Annotated in this window: 23 protein-coding genes; 11 read left to right on the top strand and 12 right to left on the bottom strand. The window is 68.7% G+C overall.

Annotated elements, in window-relative coordinates; all coding sequences use genetic code 11:
* Positions 1 to 141: 141 nt before the first annotated feature.
* From GV027_RS15065 to GV027_RS15055, 3 genes are all read left to right on the top strand, one after another.
* The gene (locus tag GV027_RS15065; protein ID WP_159512356.1) at positions 142 to 888 is read left to right on the top strand and encodes a hypothetical protein; all 747 of its coding nucleotides are present in this window, start codon (positions 142 to 144) and stop codon (positions 886 to 888) included.
* Positions 889 to 1,053: 165 nt separating this feature from the next.
* Complete coding sequence (locus GV027_RS15060; protein WP_236559249.1) at positions 1,054 to 2,073, top strand: M48 family metallopeptidase; 1,020 nt, start codon at positions 1,054 to 1,056, stop codon at positions 2,071 to 2,073.
* Complete coding sequence (locus tag GV027_RS15055) at positions 2,073 to 2,645, top strand: hypothetical protein (protein ID WP_159512355.1); 573 nt, start codon at positions 2,073 to 2,075, stop codon at positions 2,643 to 2,645. Before GV027_RS15060 ends, GV027_RS15055 begins: the two co-directional genes overlap by 1 nt.
* Here the strand turns inward: GV027_RS15055 and GV027_RS15050 are convergent.
* From GV027_RS15050 to GV027_RS15030, 5 genes are all read right to left on the bottom strand, one after another.
* Positions 2,642 to 4,873 carry a hybrid sensor histidine kinase/response regulator gene (locus tag GV027_RS15050; protein ID WP_159512354.1) on the bottom strand — a complete coding sequence of 744 codons (2,232 nt, stop codon included), beginning with the start codon at positions 4,871 to 4,873 and terminating at the stop codon, positions 2,642 to 2,644. The genes GV027_RS15055 and GV027_RS15050 overlap by 4 nt on opposite strands.
* 128 nt (positions 4,874 to 5,001) lie before the next feature.
* Positions 5,002 to 6,675 (bottom strand): response regulator, encoded by a 1,674-nt coding sequence (locus GV027_RS15045; protein ID WP_236559248.1) that lies wholly within the window; start codon positions 6,673 to 6,675, stop codon positions 5,002 to 5,004.
* Positions 6,676 to 6,688: 13 nt separating this feature from the next.
* Positions 6,689 to 8,197 carry an ATPase domain-containing protein gene (locus tag GV027_RS15040; RefSeq protein WP_236559247.1) on the bottom strand — a complete coding sequence of 503 codons (1,509 nt, stop codon included), beginning with the start codon at positions 8,195 to 8,197 and terminating at the stop codon, positions 6,689 to 6,691.
* 161 nt (positions 8,198 to 8,358) lie between these two features.
* Positions 8,359 to 10,167, bottom strand: a complete 1,809-nt coding sequence (locus tag GV027_RS15035) for a DUF885 domain-containing protein (protein WP_159512352.1) — start codon at positions 10,165 to 10,167, stop codon at positions 8,359 to 8,361.
* A gap of 66 nt (positions 10,168 to 10,233) precedes the next feature.
* Positions 10,234 to 10,437, bottom strand: coding sequence for a DUF5818 domain-containing protein (locus tag GV027_RS15030; protein WP_031440577.1), 204 nt, complete (start codon positions 10,435 to 10,437; stop codon positions 10,234 to 10,236).
* A 188-nt stretch (positions 10,438 to 10,625) separates the two neighbouring features.
* Between GV027_RS15030 and nhaA the strand changes: the two genes are divergently transcribed.
* Positions 10,626 to 12,014, top strand: coding sequence for a Na+/H+ antiporter NhaA (gene nhaA / locus GV027_RS15025; protein ID WP_159512351.1), 1,389 nt, complete (start codon positions 10,626 to 10,628; stop codon positions 12,012 to 12,014).
* A 57-nt stretch (positions 12,015 to 12,071) separates the two neighbouring features.
* Complete coding sequence (locus tag GV027_RS15020; RefSeq protein ID WP_236559246.1) at positions 12,072 to 12,389, top strand: hypothetical protein; 318 nt, start codon at positions 12,072 to 12,074, stop codon at positions 12,387 to 12,389.
* 461 nt (positions 12,390 to 12,850) lie between these two features.
* Here the strand turns inward: GV027_RS15020 and GV027_RS15015 are convergent, their stop codons facing one another.
* Positions 12,851 to 13,099: a DUF2171 domain-containing protein gene (locus GV027_RS15015; protein ID WP_031396615.1), complete on the bottom strand. Its 249-nt coding sequence runs from the start codon at positions 13,097 to 13,099 to the stop codon at positions 12,851 to 12,853.
* A 56-nt stretch (positions 13,100 to 13,155) separates the two neighbouring features.
* Here GV027_RS15015 and GV027_RS15010 point away from each other — a divergent pair, with 56 nt between their 5' ends.
* The 4 genes from GV027_RS15010 (at position 13,156) to GV027_RS14995 (ending at position 15,119) form a co-directional block, all read left to right on the top strand.
* Positions 13,156 to 13,359, top strand: a complete 204-nt coding sequence (locus tag GV027_RS15010; RefSeq protein ID WP_031396614.1) for a hypothetical protein — start codon at positions 13,156 to 13,158, stop codon at positions 13,357 to 13,359.
* Positions 13,341 to 13,619, top strand: a complete 279-nt coding sequence (locus GV027_RS15005) for a hypothetical protein (protein ID WP_084215159.1) — start codon at positions 13,341 to 13,343, stop codon at positions 13,617 to 13,619. The genes GV027_RS15010 and GV027_RS15005 overlap by 19 nt, the downstream gene beginning before the upstream one ends.
* A 45-nt stretch (positions 13,620 to 13,664) precedes the next feature.
* Entirely contained in the window at positions 13,665 to 14,720 is a 1,056-nt protein-coding gene (locus GV027_RS15000) for a ribonucleotide-diphosphate reductase subunit beta (protein ID WP_056409090.1), read from the top strand.
* A gap of 228 nt (positions 14,721 to 14,948) precedes the next feature.
* The gene (locus GV027_RS14995; protein ID WP_159512350.1) at positions 14,949 to 15,119 is read left to right on the top strand and encodes a hypothetical protein; all 171 of its coding nucleotides are present in this window, start codon (positions 14,949 to 14,951) and stop codon (positions 15,117 to 15,119) included.
* 284 nt (positions 15,120 to 15,403) lie between these two features.
* On the opposite strand, the gene GV027_RS14990 is transcribed toward GV027_RS14995, so the two are convergent.
* The 5 genes from GV027_RS14990 to GV027_RS14965 form a co-directional block, all read right to left on the bottom strand.
* Positions 15,404 to 15,682: a type II toxin-antitoxin system RelE/ParE family toxin gene (locus GV027_RS14990; RefSeq protein ID WP_159512349.1), complete on the bottom strand. Its 279-nt coding sequence runs from the start codon at positions 15,680 to 15,682 to the stop codon at positions 15,404 to 15,406.
* Positions 15,683 to 15,859 (bottom strand): CopG family transcriptional regulator, encoded by a 177-nt coding sequence (locus GV027_RS14985; protein WP_159512348.1) that lies wholly within the window; start codon positions 15,857 to 15,859, stop codon positions 15,683 to 15,685.
* A 463-nt stretch (positions 15,860 to 16,322) separates the two neighbouring features.
* Complete coding sequence (locus tag GV027_RS14975; RefSeq protein ID WP_159512347.1) at positions 16,323 to 17,519, bottom strand: thiolase family protein; 1,197 nt, start codon at positions 17,517 to 17,519, stop codon at positions 16,323 to 16,325.
* A 39-nt stretch (positions 17,520 to 17,558) separates the two neighbouring features.
* Positions 17,559 to 17,972, bottom strand: coding sequence for a DUF4345 domain-containing protein (locus GV027_RS14970; protein ID WP_159512346.1), 414 nt, complete (start codon positions 17,970 to 17,972; stop codon positions 17,559 to 17,561).
* Entirely contained in the window at positions 17,969 to 18,445 is a 477-nt protein-coding gene (locus GV027_RS14965) for a DUF2721 domain-containing protein (protein WP_031440529.1), read from the bottom strand. Before GV027_RS14965 ends, GV027_RS14970 begins: the two co-directional genes overlap by 4 nt.
* A gap of 121 nt (positions 18,446 to 18,566) precedes the next feature.
* On the opposite strand from GV027_RS14965, the gene GV027_RS14960 reads away from it, so the two are divergent.
* Positions 18,567 to 19,655 (top strand): GNAT family N-acetyltransferase, encoded by a 1,089-nt coding sequence (locus GV027_RS14960; protein WP_159512345.1) that lies wholly within the window; start codon positions 18,567 to 18,569, stop codon positions 19,653 to 19,655.
* On the opposite strand, the gene trmB is transcribed toward GV027_RS14960, so the two are convergent.
* Positions 19,652 to 20,332: a tRNA (guanosine(46)-N7)-methyltransferase TrmB gene (trmB, locus tag GV027_RS14955; RefSeq protein ID WP_037530578.1), complete on the bottom strand. Its 681-nt coding sequence runs from the start codon at positions 20,330 to 20,332 to the stop codon at positions 19,652 to 19,654. The two genes, GV027_RS14960 and trmB, sit on opposite strands and share 4 nt — an antisense overlap.
* Before the next feature lie 65 nt (positions 20,333 to 20,397).
* Here trmB and GV027_RS14950 point away from each other — a divergent pair, with 65 nt between their 5' ends.
* The gene (locus GV027_RS14950; protein ID WP_159512344.1) at positions 20,398 to 21,243 is read left to right on the top strand and encodes a formate/nitrite transporter family protein; all 846 of its coding nucleotides are present in this window, start codon (positions 20,398 to 20,400) and stop codon (positions 21,241 to 21,243) included.
* Position 21,244 lies beyond the last annotated feature (1 nt).

The following is a 21,244-nucleotide window of genomic DNA, read 5'->3' as shown; positions in this document are numbered from 1 at the left end:
ATCGAACAGCCTGTCGCGCTTCCTGTGCGACAGGCTTTTTCGTGGGGACGCGGCTAGGTCCAAAGCGGGCCGGTCTGCGGCTTGTCGCACCCGTGCGCGCGGCCTAGCCCGGTCGCCGGGACAGCGCGCTGGGGGGCGTCGATGGGGACAAGGCTCGCGACGCGTCTGGCGATCATGCTGCTGGCGCTAGCGCCCGCGCCACCCGCCGCCGCCCGCCAGAGAAGCGCGCAGAAGACCGGCTTCACGCTCCCCCCGGGCAGCGGCAGGACCATCCTCCTGGTCCGCCCGAGCATACGCGTCGGCGCGCGCTCGACCGGCGGGATGTTCGAACCCAATGGCGACTGGACCGACCAGGCCCGTCGCAACATAGAAACCGCACTCGCCGCGCAGCAACAGGCGCTCGGCAACCGCGTGATCCCCGCGCCCGTAGCGGACGGCGATGCGGCGCGGCTCGTGGCGGACTATGCCGCGCTGTTCGCCGCGGTCTCGCAATCGGTGATCCGCTATCAGTTCTTCGCCGGCGACCGGCTGCCGACCAAGAAGCTGGCGACGCAGGCCGGGCGGTTCGACTGGACGCTGGGGCCCGGCATCGCCCGGCTGCCCGGCGCGCGCGACGCCGATTACGCGCTCTTCCTCAGCACCAGCGACGCCTATGGCTCTACCGGGCGCAAGCTGCTGCAGATCGTCGCGATGCTGGGGCCGGGCATCCCGCTCCGCGCGGGCGAACATGCGGGCTATGCCGGGCTGGTCGATCTGCGGACGGGCGACCTGCTCTGGCTCAACGCCGACCGGGCGATGGGTGGTGACCTGCGCACCCCCGAAGGCGCCGCCCGCCGCGTCCAGCAGCTGCTCGCCGATTTCCCCGGCAACACCCCCGCCCCCCGATGACCGTCACCGCGCTGGCCGACCGTCACCGCGCTGGCCCTCGCCCTGCTCGCCGCGACCGCCCCCGCCCCGCCCCCCTATGCCGGCGCCTATCAGCCGGTCGGCGTCGACGAGATCGGCGCCTGGGCCGAGGCGGACGAGGATGAGCGCCAGCTCGCGCTGTCGCCGTTGCTGATCCGCGACGCCGCGCTCGACGCCTATGTCCGCCGCGCGCTCTGCGACACGGTCGGCGCGGCGCGCTGCGCCGGCGTGCGGGTCTATGTCCTGCGCGTGCCTTTGTTCAACGCGAGCATGGCGGCGAACGGGACGATGCGCGTGTTCAGCGGGCTGCTGCTCCGCGCGCGCAGCGAGGCCGAGCTCGGCGCGGTGCTCGGGCATGAATTCGGCCATTTCGAACGCCGCCACACGCTTGCGCAGTTCCGGGCGCAGCGTACCGGCTCCGACCTGCTCTGCTGGGGGGCGGTGCTCGCCGCAATGGCCCCCGATGCCGATCTGCGCCGCCGCTTCGCCACGCTCGGCCGCTCGGTCTACGGCGCACTCTACCGCTTCTCGCGCGATCAGGAGCGCGAGGCCGATCGGCTCGGGATCGGCTATCTCAACGCCAGCCGCCTCCGCCCGCAGGCCGCCGCGCAGCTGTGGCAGAACGCGATCGCCGAGGCCGGGGCCTCCGCGGTCGCGCGCGGCGCGCACCGGCCGCGGCTCGACCGCATCGGCTTCTACGCCTCGCACCCGCCCGAGGCCGAACGCGCCGCCACGCTCGATGCGCTCGCGCTGCCCGAGGCGGCGGACCGCGACGACGGCGCCGACCGCCATGCCGACGCGCTCGCGCCGTGGCTGCCGCTGTTCCTCGACGACCAGATCAAGCTCAACGACTTCGGCGCCAGCGCCTATCTGATCGCCGCCTGTGCCGCGCGCGGCTGGACCGCGGCGCTGTGGCGCGCGCGCGGCGACCTGTACCGCGCCCGCGGGAACCCCCGCGACCTCGTCAACGCCGCGCACTTCTACGCGCAGGCCACCGCGCTCGACCCTAGCCTCGCCGCCGCACAGCGCGGGCTGGGGCTGGCGCTGATCCGGACCGGTCGCCTCGCGGAGGGACAGGCAGCACTACGCCGCTATCTCGCGCTCGACCCCGCCGCCGGCGATGCGGGGATGATCGCGGCACTGATCGCCGCCCCGGAGGACCGCTGATGCGCTACCCGCTGCTGCCCGCCCTCCTCATGCTCCTGCCCGCGCCCGCCGACGCCAACGCCTATCGCGCGCAGGGCAAGCCGGTCCGCGTCGCCCGGACGATGACCGTCACCCCGCCGCGCGACTGGAACCAGCTCTCCGCCCGACCGGGCCGCAAGGCCGAGGTCTGGACACTCGACGGTGAGCGGCTCAACGCGGTCACCTGGTTCGGCGGGATCGCACCGGGCGAGGCGCTGCTGCGCGAACCCCGGCGCCGCAAGACCCTCCCCCGCTACAGCGACGCGATGCTGCTCGCCGAAATCCCCGAACTGCTCGAATCGACCTATCGCAGCGCCGGCGGGATTGCAGACTTCACGCTCACCACCGCGGCGCCCGACCCGTTTCTCGGCCATGCCGGCATCCGCTTCGGCTATGCCTATGTCGATGGCGACGACCTGCCGCGCCGGGGCGAGGCGCGCGCGGCGATCGTCGCGGGGCTGCTCTACATCGTCACCTTCGACGCGCCGCGCACCGACTATTTCGACCGGCTGCTCGGCGACGTCCACCGCCTCACCGACAGCGCCGCGCTCTAGAACGCGCCCGCCGCCAGCGGCCGGTCCGCCTCCATCACCGCATGCAGCGCCCGCGCGAGCTCCGCCATCGAATAGGGTTTGTGCAACAGCGCAAAGCCCTGCGCGCCGTCCTTCGAGATCACGTCGCTATACCCGCTGGTCAGCAGCACGCGCATCGCGGGAAAGTCCCGGCGGACATATTGCGCCAGCGCGACGCCGTTCATCCCCGGCATCACCACGTCGGAGAACATCACGTCGAACGCGTCCACCTCCCGCGCCAGGATCGCCAGCGCCTCCTCGGCATCGCGCGCGAACACGATCGCATGCCCCAGATCGGCGAGCGCGGACATCGCGAAGTCGCCGACCGCGGCATTGTCCTCGACCACCAGGATCCGCAGCGACGGCCCGTCGCCGCGCGCCTCCGCCGCGATGCCGACCCCCGCCGGCACGCCGGTCGGATCATGCGGCAGGTACAGCGTGAAGGTCGCACCCGCGCCCGGCGTGCTCTCGACGATCACCTCGCCGCCCGACTGCTTCACGAACCCGAACACCTGCGACAGGCCCAGCCCGGTGCCATGGCCGATCGCCTTCGACGTGAAGAACGGCTCGAAGATATGCTCGATATGCGCCGGGTCGATCCCGCTGCCCGTGTCGTGCACGCCGATCGTGACGAAATCGCCGTCGCGCGCGACATGGCCGCGCACCGCCGGGATCCGCGCCGCGCGCCCGACCACGATCCGCAGCGCACCGCGCCCCGCCATCGCGTCGCGCGCATTGACCGCCAGGTTGACGATCGCGGTCTCGAGCTGGCTCGCATCCGCATGCGTCAGGCACGGCGTGTCGGGCAGGCTCAGCGCGATGTCGATGAACGATCCCGACAGCGTCGCCAGCATGTCGGTCATCCCGCTGACGACGGCGCGGACGTCGAGCACCTCGGGGGTCAGCGACGATCGCCGGGCAAAGGCGAGCAGCTGGTTGGTCAGCTTGGTCGCGCGATCGGCGGTGTCCGCGATCGCGGTGATGTACCGATCGCGCCGATCCGCGCTCAGGTCGGGACGCCGCAACAGGTCGGTCGATCCGCGGATCACCGTCAGCAGATTGTTGAAATCATGCGCGATACCCCCGGTCAGCTGGCCCAGCGTCTCCATCTTCTGCGCCTGGCGCAGCGCCTCGTGCGCCTGGGTCAGCTCCGCGCTCCGCTCGGCCACGCGCTGTTCGAGCGTGTCGTTGACCTCCTGCACCGCCTTGAACAATTGTGCATTGTCGATCGCGATCGCCGCCTGCGCCGCGACGCCGACCAGCAGCCGCTCGTGCCGCTCGCCGAAACGTCCCGGTTCGGAATGGCCGAACAACAACCCACCCAGCACCACCCCGGTGCGCGACGTGACCGGCACCGACAGATAGCTGCGCACCGGCAGATGCCCGCGCGGCATCCCGTAATGCGGCGCGCTCTTTCCGTAGCGCGGGTCGGTGCGGATATCGTCCGACCGGATCACGCCCTCGTTGCGGAAGGTCGGTCCGAACACCGCGGTCGCGCGCGGCCGCCCGAGCTTCTCGAACGCCGCGCGCTCCGCGCCGGCCAGCGTGAACAGGTGCAGCCGCTCGCCGGTCTCGTCCATCAAATTGTGGAAATAGGCGCCGAACTCCGCCCCGGTCAGCTTGACCCCCGCATCGGTGACCATCTGGATCAGCGGCTCGAGCTCGAGCTCGGCGACCAGCGCCGCGCCGGTGACGTTCAGCGTCTCCAGGCTGTGCGTCTCCCAGCGCAGGCTGCGCTCGGCGAGCACCGCGTCGGTCGTCTCGATGACCACCGCCAGCACGCCCGCGGGCACCCCGTCCGCATCGAGCACGGGCGAATAATTGAGGTCGAGGAACACCGTCTCGGGCTCGCCATGGCGGTACAGCGTCAGCTCCTGCCGCGCATAGCTCCGCGTCTTGCCGGCCATCCCGGCGCGCACCACGCCGTCGTTGAACGCCGCCGCCTCCGTCCAGGCCTCGCGCACCGGCATGCCGAGGATCGCGGGGTGCTTGTCCTGCGCGATCGTCGCATAGCGCGCATTGTAGAGCAGGATTCCCTCCTCGCCCCACAGCAGCGCCATCGGCACCGGCGCGCGCAACAGGATCGACACCACGGTCCGCAGATGCGGCGGCCAGCCCTCGATCGGGCCGAGCGGGGTCGCCGACCAATCGAACGCCGCGATCAGCGCCGCGAGCGGTCCGTCGCCCAGGAATCCATGCCGCTCAGTCACGCTGCCCCACCTTGCCCCCACCCCGGGTCCGAAATCCTGCGTCCCTGATCACCCTACACGCACGGGCCTTAACCCCATCCTATACACCGCACCGCCACCGCGAAACGCTGCAATGTCCGTCACCTGCGCTACTGCGCCGACTCCGCCGACAGTGCGTCGCCGATCCGCGCCGCAACCTCGCCGATACGATAGGGCTTCTTCAGCACCGTCTCCGCCGCCAGCTCGTCGCCGAACGTCGCGACATCGGCATAGCCGCTGGCGAACAGCAACGGCATGGCGGGCGCGACCGCGCGGATCCGCCGCGCCAGGTCGACGCCCGACATGCCCGGCATCACCACGTCGGTCAGCACCAGGTCGAACGACGCGCGCCCGAATTCGGTCAGCGCCTCGGACCCGCTCGCCGCCGCGACCACCTGATAGCCGATCTCCTCGATCATCTGCGCGGCGACCCCGCGAACGTCATTGTCGTCGTCGACCACCAGGATCCGCTGCCGCGACCCGGTCGCCTGGGCCAGCCGCTCGATCGCGACCGGATCGGCGACCTCGGTCGTCCGCGGCAGGTACAAGGTGATCACCGTCCCCTCGTTCTCCGCGCTGACGATCCGGACGGTGCCGCCCGACTGACGGGCAAAGCCGTAGACCTGCGCGAGCCCCAGGCCCGTGCCCTTGCCCTGCCCCTTGGTGGTAAAGAACGGCTCGAACGCGCGCGCCAGTACCGCGGGCGTCATCCCCGCACCGGTATCGGCGACCTCGATCGAAACATAAGCGCCCGGGTTCAGCTCGGCGGTCAGCGCGTCGGGCACCGCGGCCAAGTTGCGAGTCGCGATCCGCACCACCCCGCCCGACGGCATCGCGTCGCGCGCGTTGATCGCCAGGTTGAGCAGCACGACCTCGAGCTGCGTCGGATCGACCATCGCGCGCCAGACATCGTCCGCCAGGTCGAGCTCGACCGTCACCGCCGCACCGATCGACCGCGCGAGCAGATCCGCCATCGACGCCACCACCTGATTGGGCTCGACCGGTACCGGCGACAGGTGCTGGCGCCGCGAAAAGGACAGGAGCTGCGCGGTCAGCGTCGCGCCGCGCTCGCCCGCCTGCAACGCCATGCTCGCCAGCCGCCGGATCTTCTCGTCGTCGGTCCGCCGCAGCAACAGGTCGAGCGAGCCGATCACCGCGGTCAGCAGATTGTTGAAATCATGTGCGATGCCCCCGGTCAGCTGGCCGATCGCCTCCATCTTCTGCGCCTGGACCAGCCGCGCCTCGGCCCGCTCGCGCTCGGCGATCTCCGCGGTCAGCCGGTCGTTCGCCGCCGCCAGTTCGCGCGTCCGCGCCTCGACCTTCGCCTCCAGCGTGTCGGCCAGATCGCGCAGCTCGGCGCGTGCCTTTTCGCGGTCCTCGAAATGCCGTGCCGCGAGCCGCTGGCGTTGTCGCGCGCGCAGTGCCGCGCGCGCCGCGCTGACCAGCGACGCGGGGTGGAGCGGGCGTTCGAGCAAGGTCACATTGGCGACCGCCTCGACCTCGCGCGCGCCGCGCCGCGGTTCGCCGCGCTTGCTCAGCAGGATGAACGGAAAGTCGGACCAGGGCGCCTGCGCCGCGATCGCCGCGAGCAGCCGCTCCTGGTCGAGCCGCGACAGCGCGTCGTCGGTCAGGATCGCGCCGGCATGCGTGCCCCCCGCGATCGCCGCGAACAACGCGGTCCCGTCGGCATCCGCCACCGCGGCGATATCGGCAGAGCGCAGCACCTGCGCGGTCACGTCGGCGTCGCGGCCGGTCGGCGCGACCACCAGGAAATCATCGGTCATCATCGCCGGTCGGTCAGGATTCGTCACGGTTCGTCAGCAGGGCGGCGCTGCCCCCATATTCGGGCGTCCCGGTCAGCACACCGCGAAACCCGGTCAGCTGCGGGCCGACGCGGATCCCGCCGCTGTCGATCCGGAACTCGCGCAAGGTCCCCTCATGCGGACCCATCCGGCGTTTCAGGAACGACATCACCCGCCGGATCGCACCATCCGCCTCGAAGAACCTGAGCAGCATCACCGAATCCGCCAGATAGGTCAGGTCGACCGGCGACTGCATCGTCCCGATCATCCCGGTCTGCGTCAGGACGAGCAGGCCCAGCACACCCTGCTGGTTCAGATAGGTCACGACCTCGTGCATCTGCAGCAGCATGTGCTGCTCCTCGGGCATGGCGAGCTGATAGCCCGACAGCGAATCGAGCACGACCACCGTCGCGCCGACCCGCTCGACCTGGTCGCGGATGATCCCCGTCAGCTCGCCCGGCGACAATTCGCCCGGATCGACCTGGCGGAAGCACAGCCGCCCCGCCGCGACATGGTCGCTGAGGTCGAGGTCCATTCCCGCCGCGCGGCGCATGAACACGCGCTCGGTCTCGTCGAAGCTGACGAACAGCGCTTTCTCTCCGCGTTCGAGCGCGGCGAAGACATATTGCAGCGACAGCGTCGTCTTGCCCGATCCCGACGGCCCGATGATCAGCGTCGTCGTACCGTAATCCAGACCGCCGCCCGACAGCGTGTCGAGCTCGTCAATCCCGCTCGACGCCAGCCGGTCGACGAAACCCGTATCGGGATGCGCGACCGCGGTCAGCCGCGGGAAGATCTGCAGCCCGCCGCGCCGGATCACGAAGTCGTGGAAACCGCCGCGGAACGCGCGCGCGCGCATCTTGTACACGCGCAGCCGCCGCCGCTCGGATCCATAGGGCAGCGCGATCTGTTCGAGCCGGACGACGCCGTGCGCCAGGCTGTGCAGGCTGAGATCGTCCTCGGTCTGCGTCAGATCGTCGAGGAACAAGGCGGTGCAGCCGCGCTGCGCGAAATAATGCTTGAGCGCGAGCAGCTGCCGGCGGAACCGCAGCGGCCCCTGCGCGAGCAGGCGGATCTCGGACAGGCTGTCGAACACGATCCGCGTCGGCTCGACCTTGCTGACCGCCTCCATCACCATGTTGACCGTCTCGCCGAGTTCGAGATCGGACGAATAGACGATCGATTGTTCGCGATCGACGTCGAGGCTGAGCTCGGGCGGCACCAGTTCGAAGATGTCGACCCCGGTCATGTCCCAGCCATGCGTCTTGGCGACATGGAGCAGCTCGTCGCGGCTTTCCGACAGCGTGATGTACAGGCACCGCTCGCCCGCATCGCGCCCGGCGAGCAGGAACTGCAGCCCGAGCGTCGTCTTGCCCGACCCCGGCTCGCCCTCGATCAGGTGGACGCGGTTATACGCATAGCCGCCGTCGAGGATATAGTTCAGCGGGTCGAGGCCGGTCGATACGACGCTCCCGTCGGAGGGTGATGACGGTTCTTGGCGCACGCGACATTTCTCCAGGCCAGTCCGGGCGCCGCGCCGGACCATGTCCGGTTCGAGAGCCCCCGCCCAACAACCCCCCGGCAACGCACAAGTTTCCGCTGCGGAATTTTTGCAAAAGTCACCGCGGTCCGCCCGCGTCGGGGAAGCTGGAGAACTGGGGGGCCTTAAGCCCCCGCCCCCGTCCGGCGCACCACTCGTTCGAGGATCGCCAGCGGCATCGCCCCCTTCAGCAGCACCGCATGGAAGCCCTTCGGCGTATATCCCGGCCGCGTCTTCGCCTCGTCGCGCAGGCGGGTCCACACCGTGTGGCCGATCTTGTAGCTGCACGCCTGGCCGGGCCACACCGTGTAGCGGTCGATCTCGCCCTGGCTGCGACCGCGCGCGATCCCCGTCGTCGCGATCAGGTAATCGGTCGCCTTTTCGCGGCTCCAGCGTTTCGCGTGCATCCCGCTGTCGACCACCAGCCGCGTCGCGCGGAACAGCAGCGACTGGAGATAGCCGACCTGCCCCAGCGGATCGCCCTCGTACATCCCCATCTCGTCGGCGAGCTGTTCGGCATAGAGCGCCCAGCCCTCCGAATAACCGCTGAAGAACCCGCGCCGACGGATCAGCGGGATCTGCTCGCTCTCGAGCGCGAGGCTGACCTGGAGGTGATGCCCCGGCACCGCCTCGTGATGCGTCAGCGTGGCGAGCCCGAATTTGGGCCGGTCGAACGTGTCGCGCAGGTTGATATAGTAGATCGCCGGCCGCGACCCGTCGAGCGAGGCGTTCTGGTAATAGCCGCCCGGCGCGCCCGCCTGGATCGTCGGCGGCACGCGGCGCACCTCGACCGGCGCCTTGGGCAGGCTGGCGAACGCCTCGGGCAGCCGCGCCTGCATCGCGACGATCTGCCGGTTGAGATGCGCGAGCAGCGCGTCGCGCCCCGCATCGGTGTTGGGATAAAGCTGGTCGGGCCGCTTGTTGAGCGCCACCAGCCGCTCGCCGACGGTCCCTTGCGTCATCCCCTGCGTCTTCAAAATGCCGTCGATCCGCGCGCCGATCTCGGCGACCTGCGCAAGGCCGAGCCGGTGGATCTCGTCCCCGCTCATCGCCACCGTCGTCGCGGCCTCCGCCGCCGCGGCATAATAGGCGTCGCCATCGGGCAGCCGCCAGCAGCCCGCATCATGCACCGCCTTGGTGCGCAGGTCGGCGACCAGCGCACGCTGCCGCTCGAGCGCGGGGCGGACGTCGCGCTCGACGATCGCGGTCGCGCGCGCGACGCGGTCGTCGGGCAGCCCCGCGGCCTTCAGCTTGGTGGCGAAGCTCGTCACCATCACGCTCTGCGCGGCCGCGCCCTCCATTGCGCTGCCCAGCTGTTTCAGCGTCGTGTCGAGGATATAGTCAGGCGCGAACACGCCGCGCGCCGCGTCGCTGCGCTGCTGCTCGCTGCTGTCGTCGATCGCCTTGGGCAGCGCGGACAGCCGCTGCAGATACGCATCCGCCTCGCCCGCATCGCGCACCCGCGTCTGCGATTCGAGGAAATCGGGCACGTCGCGATACGGCCCGGTCAGCTGGCTCAGCACATAGGGCGCGAACCGCCCGAGGCTGCTGCCATAGGTGAACCGCTTCGCGCCCGCGACCGCGCGCGTCAGCTGATAGGTCACGATCTCGTGATCGAGCGCGGCGTCGCTCGACAGCCCGCTTGTCCCGAACGCGCGCAGCTCGGCGAGTTCCTTGGTCGCCTGCGCCAGCTCGCGCGCGCGTCCCGCCGCCGACTGGTCGTCGAGCCGCGCCTTCAGCCCGCTGCGCGTTCCCGTGTCGAGCCCCAGCCGCGTCGCCTGTTCGGGCGAGTCGTCGAGCCGCGCATAGAAGAACCGGTCGAGCATCGTGCGCAGTGCCGCGTCGCGCGATCCCGCCGCGGCGGCCCCCTTCAGCGGGACCGCGCCGATGACGGACGCGGCAGCGGCACTCGTTAGAAACCGACGACGATGCATGGACTACTCCCCTGATTCGGGGAGGGTGTAGCATCCGGGCGGTCTCGATCCACCCCGGGCCGGCTTTCAGACGGGCGAGACGCCGTCCGCATTCACCAGGTCGTCGCCGACCAGCGTGCCGACCAGCCGGACGCGCTTCTCGACCAGGTCGACCGGCGTGCGGTGGAGCTCGAGCTCATAGCGCCCGCCCATGTCGCGGCGGAGATAGAACGCACCACCGTCACGGATCAGCGTCCCCGTCTCGTCGATCTTGGTTCCGATGGTCGTCATGGCGCGCGGCCTCCTGCCAGCGGCGATACCGCAGGTGACGCGCGACGCAACCCCCGGCGGCGTCGGTCCGCCGCCAGAAGTGTCCCACGCGCCCAAGGGATACGGCAAGGGATACGACAAGGGATACGACAGGCGGTCTGCACCGTTATACCCGCACGCGCGTCCTGCCGACGCGATCCTGGAACATCATGGCCCTCACCCCCCGTCTCTCCGGCAAGCTGGCGGCGCGCGCGCATCATTCGCCCGCCGCCGCCGGTTTCCTCCACCGCCTCGCGCCGTTCTTCGCCGCCGATCAGGTCGTCGGCGGGCCGTTGCTCATCGCCACGATCGTCGCTTTGGTCTGCACCAACCTGCCGATCGCGCATGATTATCAGACGATGTGGGACAGCACGCTCGAGATCCGGCTCGGCAGCTTCCGCGCCGCGCACCCGCTCGCCGACTGGGTGAACGAGGCGCTGCTGCCGCTGTTCTTCCTGATCATCGGCGCGGAGGTGAAGCGCGAATTCATCAAGGGCGCGCTGTCGACCGTGCGCACCGCGATGTTCCCGCTCGCCGGCGCGATCGGCGGGATCCTCGTCCCCGTCGCGGTCTATCTCGCCTTCAATTACGGGACCGAGGCGGCGAGCGGCTGGGGCACCGTCATCACGTCCGACACCGCGTTCGCGCTCGCGATCATCGGCATGTTCGCGACCCGGCTGCCCGTGTCGATCCGCGCGGTGCTGCTGGCGTTCGCGGCGATCGACGATGTCGGCGGGCTGCTCGTCATCGCGGTCGCCTATACCGGCACTTTGGTCCTGCCGATGCTCGTCGTCGCGGCGGTCGCCTATGTCGCGATCTTCGTGCTGCTGCGGCTGAAGCTCGTCTCGCCCATCCCCTATGTGCTGCTCGGGCTGATCGTCTGGGCGGGCGTCTATGCGTCGGGCATCCATGCGACGATCGCGGGCGTGATGCTCGGGCTGTTGTCGCCGACCCAGTCGCGGCTGTCCGAACGCCGCTTCGCGGAGCGCGTCCAGGCCCCGATCGACCGCTTCAAGCAGGCGGTCGACGAGGCGGAGTCGGGCGACCCCGAGGAAAACGAGGAAATCCAGCGCAAGGCGCAGCAACAGCTCGGCTATATCCAGGAAATGACCGAGGCGACCGACGAACCCGCCGAACGTCTCGTCCAGATGCTCAACCCCTGGGTGTCCTATGTCGTCCTGCCGCTGTTCGCGCTGTCCGCGGTGCGGATCCATTTCTCGTCCGACCTGCTCGCCGACGCCGCGGGATCGCTGCTCGGCATCGGCGTGTTCGCAGGGCTCGCGTTCGGCAAGCCGCTCGGCTTCGTCACCGCGACGTGGCTGGCGGTCAAGGCGGGCGCCGCCGAACTGCCCGACGCGGTCACCTGGCGGATGGTGCTCGCGATCGGCGCCTTGTCGGGGATCGGCTTCACCATCTCGCTGTTCATCGCCAATCTCGCCTTTCCCGATGCGCAGCGGACCGAGATGGCGTCGCTCGCGGTGCTTGCCGCTTCGCTCGCCTCCGGTGCGCTCGGCTATGTCCTGCTGCGCACCGCCGCGGCGCGGACCGAGGCCGGCTGACCACGGAACCTCCGCCGCCCACCGGGCGCTTCCATCTGGATCCCGTATGATGGAGGTATGACGATGACCGAAGCCTATTGGGGCGACACGACGCCGCCCGACATCGACTGGCGGATGAGCGCCGCGCTCGAAAACGTGCCCCGCGGCGACACCGACGTCGCCGAGGTTACCAGCCTCGAGACCGCGGTCCGCACCTGGACCACGCTCGATCCCGAGCATCAGCGCGCCGCGACACTGACGCCCGAGCATGCGCTCCAGATCGGGCCCGAGGGCGCGGTCCGGCACTTCACCGGCGACGCGATCGCAGCACTCGCAGCATTGCTCCCGACCGCAGGGCGCGCGGCCCCGGTCGACGACGACCCCGAAGCCGCCTGATCGCGTCGTTTCGGGGCCCGGACAACGCCTGTCCGGCCCCGAAACCCGCGGAATTCCGCGGCCCGGCGGGGGTCTCGACCACCCGACCGCCTCCCGACGCCCGATCCCGTATCTGGTGTCGAAACGCGCCCGACCACACCATCCCTAGGTGCAAGTCGGATAATTCGCGGCTCTTATCGAAATAAGTGCATAGCGATATCCGGCCCGATCATGTAGATAAATGGCGTCACGCAGCGCCGCCCATCGGCGACGCCGGGCCCAGCTAGGACGGAGACGACATGCGCAGCAAATCGCACTCTGCCGCCGGGCGGACACTGGCCGAAGCCACCCCGATTCGGGTGGCCGGTGCAGCAGCGCGAGGCCGCGTACGTACGACGCGAAAAGGGCGCCCCGGATCGCTCCGGAACGCCCCTGTCGTGCACTCGGCGCGCCCCCTCCGCTCGGGAGAGGGCGCCGCGCGGTTACTCGCTCTCTTCGAACGTCAGCGCGTTCGCGCCGGTCGCGCTCAGGCGGACCTTGTCACCCTCGATCTCGGCGACGAGGCCGAGCGAGATATAGTGATGCTTGGCGCCCTGCCCGTCCTGCGACTGCGGCGAATCATTCTTGGTCAGCTTGATGCGGTCGCCGTCGACATGATCGACGGTACCGACATGAACGCCGTCCGCGCCGATGACTTCAGCGTGTTCCTTGATCTGGGTTGCGTCGACCATTTTGCGTCTCCTGTGGTGGGTCCGGGTGCAGAACGCGCGTCTCGGGCATTGGTCGCATGACCTATGGCAGCGCCATCATGTTTGTCGTCGCGGCCCTGCTCGGGATCATCGGCGTCGCGATGCTGTTGCGGCTGCGCAGCCCCGACGTCAGCGACAAGCAGGTCTATGCCTTCCGGATGATCGGCATCATGCTCACCTCGGGCGCGATCGTGCTCGCGCTGTCGGCGGGTGCGATGTGGCAATGGACGCTCGAATCGTGAACACGCTCGTCCTGATCCTCGCGGTCGTCGGCATCTGCGCGGCGAACATGATCCTCGGCCGTCACTGGAGCCGGCTCGACCATAATCCCTGGTCGGGCGACTTTCGCGGCGAGACCTTCTGGGGTCCGACCCCCGGCTGGAACCCCGGCGCGCTCGACATCGGCAAGATCCGCCAGCGCGGCCGCGTGCTGATGATCGCCGCACCGATCGCGTCGCTGCTGTTCCTCGTCGTCGTCATCACCAGTTCAAGCCGTTTCTAGCTTCACCAGTTTCTTCAATTTCCCAAATTTGTCCCGGAGTATCCCATGTCCCTCCTCGAAGCCCGCAAGCAGTACAAGCCGTTCGAATACCCCTGGGCGTTCGAATTCTGGAAGCGCCAGCAGCAGCTCCACTGGCTCCCCGAGGAAGTGCCCTTGGGTGAGGATTGCCGCGACTGGGCGCAGAAGCTCAGCGACCACGAGCGCAACCTGCTGACGCAGATCTTCCGCTTCTTCACCCAGGCCGACGTCGAGGTGCAGGATTGCTACCACGAGAAGTACGGCCGCGTGTTCAAGCCGACCGAGATCAAGATGATGCTGGCCGCGTTCAGCAACATGGAGACGGTGCACATCGCCGCCTACAGCCATCTGCTCGACACCATCGGCATGCCCGAGAGCGAATATGGCGCCTTCCTCGAATATGCCGAACTGAAGGACAAGCATGACTATATGCAGAGCTTCGGCGTCGACAATGACGAGGATATCGCGCGCACGCTCGCGATGTTCGGCGGCTTCACCGAGGGCGTCCAGCTCTTCGCCTCGTTCGCGATGCTGATGAACTTCCCGCGCTTCAACAAGATGAAGGGCATGGGCCAGATCGTCACCTGGTCGATCCGCGACGAATCGCTGCACTGCGAGGGCATCATCAAGATGTTCCACACCTTCTGTGCCGAGCGTCAGTGCCTCACCAAGGCGGTCAAGGACGACATCGCCGATGTCTGCCAGACGACGATCCGGCTCGAGGACAATTTCATCGATCTCGCCTTCGAGATGGGTCCGGTCAACGGCATGACCCCAAAGGAGATCAAGAAGTATATCCGCTTCATCGCCGACTGGCGCATGACCCAGCTCGGCCTGAAGCCGATCTACATGATCGACGAGCACCCGCTCCCCTGGCTCGCCCCGATGCTCAACGGCGTCGAGCACGCCAACTTCTTCGAACAGCGCGCCACCGAATATTCGAAGGCCGCAACCAAGGGCCAGTGGAACGACGTCTGGGACAGCTTCGACAAGCGCCAGACCGCCAAGAAGGGCCCGGCGGCCAACGAGGACCTCGCCGACGGCGGCGACATGTTCTCGCTGGCTGGGGTTGCGGCGGAATAGATTTTCAGTTTCTGATGGGGGAGAATGATATGGTATGGCCGTAGCATAAGAATGAGCTCAGTGCTTATCCACGACAATAGACTATCTCGTGATGACACGGACCATTATGATCTTAGGCCCCTGTTAGATGGCGGCAGAATAGACCGAAAAGGCGGTCAGACTCTTCCAAGCCTCGCACATATGGATCTCACGATCGAACGAGATGGCTAATAGCTAAAGGCGCCCAACATGACCTACGAGGTTATCAAGGGCCGCGATGGCGTTTGGCGGTGGGAAATTACTGACGAGACTGGCAGCACATATCTGCGTTCCGATCGTTGCTTTGCTGAAATCGACTTAGCAACGCAGGATTTGCAGGCGTCCAGTCACCTCATCAGCTTCCACCTCAACTGCCGTTAACGCGGTTTGGGGAGGATTGGCAGTCTGCCAATCCTCCTTAGCGCATTGTCACGCCTCACAATCGTCCGGACAGCATCTTCTATTTCCGAACTTCGCGCTCGGCGAGGAAGACGGTGGACGTGTATCCCCATCTGTATCCGCCAGGCCGCCCCGTCATTCCCGCGAACGCGGGAATCCATAGTGGCAGAACCCACATGGTGATCGCAGCCTTCGAACAGGTTCCCGGCACGACGCTGCGACCACCAGCTGTACGTACCCCGCCCCCTCGATAACATCGCATCGGACTAATCGCTCGGCTCCTCATCGCGCGCCCCGTGCCGCACGCGAAGGATGATCACCGCGTCACCCTTGATCCGGTACCGCAGGATGTACGGCCAGACGATCGTCATCTCGCGGCGCCCCGCACCGGCATCGCGACCACGCTCGGGAAACACCGCCAGGCTGTCCGCAACCGCGATCAGCCGCGCCGCCAATGTCCGCGCGGCAGCCGGGTCGAACGCAGATACATAGCTGATGATCGCCTCAAGATTGGCGACGGCGTCGTCCGTCCAGACGATCCGCAACTACTCGCCGACGCGCGGTCGGGGGAGCGGTGCCGCCGAGCCCAGGGATGACAGCCAGCGCCTGACCGCATCGTGGCTGATCAGCCGCCCGTCTCGCACATCGGCGTCCGCCCGCGCATCGGCCTCAGCCTCGGCCGCGGAGTCCGGCGTGTCGAACGGGACGGTGTCGTGCGTCATGCACCGGATCGTACAGGATCGGCGTTCCGACGACCAGAGCCCCGCTCAGCACCAGGGCGACCGCTTCCCCCCGCCATAACGCCGCGCGAGCCCCTCGCGGACCAGCGTGTCGCCCAGCGACCGCCCGTCGCGCTGCACCAGCCGCAGCTTGCGCCCGTATTTGTCGACGTCGCGCTTGATCCGCGTCAGNGGTGGCGGGGGCGACCAGCAGGGCGAGTGCCGGGAGGAGGAGGAAACGCATGTGCAGGGCACGACCTTTGTCATTCGGGGCCTTCGCCGGGTCGGCGATCGCGGACAGGCTGAGCCTCTATACCCGCCGTCATCCTGACGAAAGTCAGGACCCAGAGCCACACGCGCTGTGGCCGGTTACCCTGGGTCCTGACTTTCGTCAGGATGACGGGAGGGGGCAGGGTGGATGGTGCGGAGCGACGGGAGGGTGCGTCATCCCTCCCCCCCCGTCACGTCAGACGATCTCGAACAGGCCGGCGGCGCCCATGCCGCCGGCGGTGCACATCGAGACCACGACATAGCGCACGCCGCGCTTGCGGCCCTCGATCAGCGCGTGGCCGACGAGGCGCGAGCCGGTCATGCCGAAGGGGTGGCCGACCGCGATCGCGCCGCCATTGACGTTGTATTTTTCGGGATCGATGCCGAGATGGTCGCGGCAATAGAGGCATTGCGACGCGAACGCCTCGTTCAGCTCCCACAGGCCGATGTCCGCGACCGTCAGCCCGGCGCGGTCGAGCAGCTTGGGGATCGCGAAGACCGGGCCGATGCCCATTTCGGCGGGATCGCAGCCCGCGGACTGGAAGCCGCGATAGATACCGAGGATCTCCTTGCCCTCGGCCTCCGCGGTCCGGCGGTCCATCAGCAGCTGTGCGGAGGCGCCGTCGGAGAGCTGGCTGGCATTGCCCGCGGTGACGCTGGTCCCCGGGCTGGAAAAGTCGCCGCCCGGCCAGACCGTCTTCAGCCCGGCGAGCGCCTCCGCGGTGGTGCCCGCGCGGATCCCCTCGTCCTGGGTCAGCGTGACGTTCTCGCTGCCGGTGCGCGCGCCCTGCTTGTCGAACAGCGCCTTCTCGACGGTGATTGGCACGATCTCCTCGGCGAACGCGCCGCTCGCGAGGCCGGCGGCGGCGCGCTGCTGGCTCATCGCGGCATAGGCGTCCTGCGCCTCGCGGCTGATGCCGTATTTGCGCGCGACGATCTCGGCGGTCTCGATCATCGGGATATAGGCGGCGGGCTCGCGCGCGGTGACGCTCTGGTTGACGTAGCGCGGCGCGTCCTTGGTCACGGTGTAGCTGATCGATTCCATCCCGCCCGCCAGCGCGACATCGGCCTCGTCACAGATGATCGTGCGCGCGGCGAGCGCGACCGCGGTCAGCCCCGAGCCGCATTTGCGGTCTAGCGTGACCGCGGGGACCGATTCGGGCAGGCCGCCGGCGAAGAGCGCCATGCGTCCGGCATTGCCGCCCTGTGTCCCCCATTGGTTGCCGACGCCCCAGAACACTTCGTCGATACGCGCGGGGTCGATCCCGGCGCGCTCGACCACCGCGGTCATCACATGCCCGCCGAGCACCGGTGCCTCGGTCGCGTTGAACGCGCCGCGATAGGCTTTACCGATGGCGGTACGGGCAGTCGAGACGATGGCGGCTTCACGCATGCTTGGACCTTTCGAGGACCGGGTATGGTCAGGCGTCGTCTAGGGATTCGGTCCGGCGTTGGAAAGGGCCCGACGGGCGAGGCGCGCCTGCCAGAGCATCAGCAGCGGCACGACGAGGATTTCCATGCCCAACCCGAGGACATGCCCGCGCGACGGCATGCCGACATCGATCAGCGAGACGAGCCGCGCGAAGCCGCCGACCACGATCAGCCCGCCGAGCAGCCGGAAGCGCGGGCCCTTGGTCTCGATATGCGGGATACAGCTGAGGAAGCCGAGCCCGGTCGCGAAGAAGATGCCCGAGATATAGCGGAAATGGCTGTCGAGATCGCGCGGCACGTCGGCGAGGTGGCCGAACGGGGCTGGGCCGTGGACGATCCCCTGACCGCCGACGAGCAGCGGCAGGAGGCAGGCGATCGCGACGACGCCCTGCAGCAGGCGTTTTTCGAGCATCATGTCAGCTTGTCGAGCAGTTCGGGGTTGTCGAGCAGTTCGGGGCGGATGCGGAAGGCGACCAGCGAGATCCGCACCTCGATCATGAAGCTGGCAAAGGCGGCGATCAGCAGGATCATCGCAAGGATGAACGAGACCGCGACATAGGTCCCGAAGTGTAGCTTGGCGAGTTCGGCGATGAACAGCAGCGCGATGACGATACAGGTCATGATCGCGCTCGACACCGCGAGGAAGAGCGAGGCGTTGATGATCGTCATCCGCCGGTCGAGCAGCCGCAACTCCCAGATATGGCGGATGCGTTCGGGCCCCGCGCTGCTGGGATGGAGCTTTTCGAGCTGGCGGGCGCGGTCGATGACGCGCGAGAGACGACCGGCGAGCACGTTGAGCAGCTGGCCGATGCCCGCGAGCATGAACACCGGCGCGAGCGATAGCTGGATCGTCTGCGCGATCGTCGAAACGGCGGGAAGGGGTATCATCCTGATCATCATGCGGAATAACCGCGCCGGAGGGAAGCCAATCCCGCCCCGCCCTGAAGCCCCGCGGCGCCCGGTGCGATCCTGCACTACCTGGTAAGGGATTGCTGCTAGGGGGCGTGCGATGTCGAAACCGATGCTCCTGTCCGACCGCGTGCCGGTGCCACCGAGCGCGCAGGCGAGCGTGGTCGAGGGCCTGAGCATCGCGATCGACGCGGTCGCCGCGCGCGCGGCGCCGAGCCACCGGTTCCTGCGCTATGGCTGGTATGCCGCCGCGCTGAGCGCCTATGGCGGCCGCGCGAAGACGCTGGTGGTCGAGGAGGACGGCGTCGCGGCGATCGCGTTGCCGTTCGTCGCGCTCGGCCCGGCGTGGCTGCGGCTGGCGACGGTGCCGGGCTGTTACTGGCCGTTCCGCAGTTTCGGCATGGCGATGGGCGCGAGCGAGGCGGCGCGCGCGGCGGCGCTGCGCGGACTATCCGCGCAGTGCAACGGCCTGCGGATCGGCCCCGTTCAGGACGGCGATCCGGCGGCGGACGCGCTGATCGCGAGCGCGCGGGCGGCGGGCTGGTGCGCGATCGACCGGCACCTCGGCGACGCCTGGGTGCTCGACCTCGTGCCGAGCGTCGATGGCGAACGCTGGCCGCGCAACTCGACGCTGCGCAAGAACCGCTTTCACGAAAAGCATCTTGCCGAGCATGGCGCGCTCGACTGGCAGGCGCTGGCGGGGGCGGACTGGCCGGCGCGGTTCGCCGATCTGGGCGCGGTCGAGCAGACGAGCTGGGTCGCGCAGGAGACCGATCGCCACGACATGAAGTTCACGACCGACGGGCATCTAGCCTTCTGGCAGGCGGCGGCGGTCGATCCGGTGCTCGCAGCGATGTTCCGCGCGGCGCTGCTCCGCGTCGACGGCGTGCCCGCCGCCTTCTCGTTTGACATCGATACGGGGGCGCTGATCTACGCGATCGCCAACAGCTACGACCCGCGTTTCGCCAAGCATTCGCCGGGCAAGCTGCTCTACTGGCGCAACCTGGTCGCGGCGATGGCGCGCGGCGCGACCAGGGTCGACTGGGGCGCGGGCGACAGCGGCTACAAGCGGGTGATCGGCGCGACGGAGGGCGCACCGATCCGCGACTGGCTGTTGCTCAGGCCCGGGCTGCCCGCGATTGCGGGTCGCGCGCTGGCCGGCTGGTGGCGGCGCAGCGGCGGGCGCTAGTCGCGGATATAGCGGAAATACCAGACCTCATGGCCCTGGCGCCGGGCTTTCCGCTCATAGCGCGTCTCGGGCCAGTCGTCGGGGCGGGTCAGGAAGTCCTGCGGGGTGCGCGCCTGCCAGGTGAAGTCGCGGCGCTGGTCCATGATCATCATCGACCAGCGGCAATAGGTCGGATCGTCGGTGCCGAGCCGGAATTCGGCGCCCGGCTTCAGCTTGGCGGCGATCGTGTCGAGCGGGCCGTGATTGACCATGCGCCGCTTGGCGTGGCGCGCCTTGCGCCAGGGATCGGGGTGGAGGAGGTAGAGCCGGTCGAGGCTGGCATCGGGCAGCCGCTCGATCACCTCGAGCGCGTCGCCCATATAGAGCCGGACATTGGTCAGCCCGCCGTCGCGGATATGGCCGAGCGCGCCGACGACGCCGTTGAGGAACGGTTCGCAGCCGATGAAGCCGACATCCGGATTCGCTGCGGCCTGGCCGGCGAGATGTTCGCCCGCGCCGAAGCCGATCTCGACATGCAGCGGACGGTCGTCGCCGAACAGGGTCGCGGCGTCGACGATCCCCGTCTCGGGAACCGACAGACGCGGGAGCATCTCCTCGACGAGCGCGGACTGGCCCTGGCGAAGCTTGTGGCCCTGGCGACGGCCATAGAGGCGGCGAATGGTGGCGGGATCGTTCATCGCCGCGCGCTCTAGCGGTCGATTGCGCGGGAGCAAAGCACGGAGCGGTCCGTTACAAGGCCGTAATGGCCGAAAACAGCACCACCACGTCGGACACCGGGTCCGCACCCGAGGGGCCCGAGCAGGACGTCGAGGAACTGAAGGCGGCGGACGCGGGCGATCTCCACCGCGCGGTCCGCGAGGCGGGCGAGGACGAACTCGCGCGCCCGGGGGTTTCGCTGTTCTTCTCTGCGCTCGCGGCGGGGCTGGCGATCACCGCGTCGCTGGTTGCCGAGGGCGCGCTTCATGCCGCGCTGCCCGATACGCCGTGGCGCGAGCTGGTCGTGTCGCTCGGCTATCCGGCGGGGTTCCTGGTCGTCATTCTCGGGCGGATGCAATTGTTCACCGAAAGCACGATCAGCGCGATGCTGCCGCTGGTGACCACGCCGTCGCGCTGGGCGCTGCGGCGGACGTTGCGGCTGTGGGGCATCGTGCTGGGCGCCAACCTGCTCGGCACCGCGCTGACCGCCGCGGCGATCGCGGGCGGTGTGCTTGGCGGGGCGGAGCTGCGCGAAGCGATGATCGCGGTGTCGATGCGGATCACCGAGCTTGGCGCCTGGGCGACGTTCGTCAACGCGATCCCGGCGGGGTTCATGATCGCGATCCTCGCCTGGTCGCTGCCCAATGCGCGCGGCGAGGCGTTCATGGTGATCTTCGCGGTGACCTATGTGGTCGCGATCGGCGGGTTCAGCCATTCGATCGTCGGATCGGACGAGGCGTTCCTGCTGCTGTTCACCGGGCATGTCGACCTGGTCCGGACCTTTGCCGGGCTGTTGCTGCCGGCGATCGCGGGTAATCTCGTCGGTGGTGCGGGGGTGTTCGCGCTGCTGGCGCATGCGCAGGTGCGCGGCGAAATGCGACAGAAGGACTGAT

The organism is Sphingomonas sp. T1 (assembly GCF_902506585.1).
In the GTDB taxonomy this organism is placed as follows: Bacteria; Pseudomonadota; Alphaproteobacteria; order Sphingomonadales; family Sphingomonadaceae; genus Sphingomonas; species Sphingomonas aerolata.
This window is presented reverse-complemented; position numbering and strand designations above follow the sequence as displayed.